Raw genomic sequence first — 590 nt, 5'->3', positions numbered from 1 at the left:
CGTGCTTATTTGTGTGGTGAAGATAAGGTAACAGGTCAATCGTATGAGCACAGAAGAGGCTGGATAGAAGATAAACTACTTGAACTTGCCAAAGTGTTTTGTATTGATGTGTGTGCGTATGCGGTGATGAGCAACCATACGCATACTGTGCTGTATGTAGATGATATAAAAGCTAAAAGACTGAGTGATAAAACGATTGTGATCAGGTGGCATAAGCTGTTTAAAGGCACCATACTGTCTCATAAGTTCCTTCAAGGTGAGCGACTAGATTCAGCCCAACAGTATTTTTTAAATAAAGACATTGAACAATTTAGAGAACGCTTAGCGAGTATCAGTTGGTTTATGCGGGTACTGAATGAAAGCATTGCCCGAAAAGCGAATAAAGAAGATAACTGTACGGGTCGATTTTGGGAAGGCCGTTTTAAATCACAAGCCTTACTTGATGAAGCGGCACTGGCTGCCTGTATGGCGTATGTTGATTTAAACCCAGTTAGAGCCAAAATGGCTGATACACCCGAAACCTCAGACTACACCAGTGTAAAAACTCGCTGTGAACATGCCAAAGAAGGCAAGCAACCTAAACAATTGGC

1 pseudogene is annotated in these 590 nt (G+C 41.7%); it reads left to right on the top strand.

What is annotated here, in order from left to right:
• Positions 1-590, top strand: a pseudogene (locus PAUR_RS00005) (transposase); the annotation flags it as partial.

The sequence above is a fragment of the Pseudoalteromonas aurantia 208 genome (assembly GCF_014858725.1).
Classification (GTDB): Bacteria; Pseudomonadota; Gammaproteobacteria; order Enterobacterales; family Alteromonadaceae; genus Pseudoalteromonas; species Pseudoalteromonas aurantia.
The sequence above is the reverse complement of the archived record's forward strand: the minus strand, read 5'-3'. Positions and strand labels throughout refer to the sequence as shown.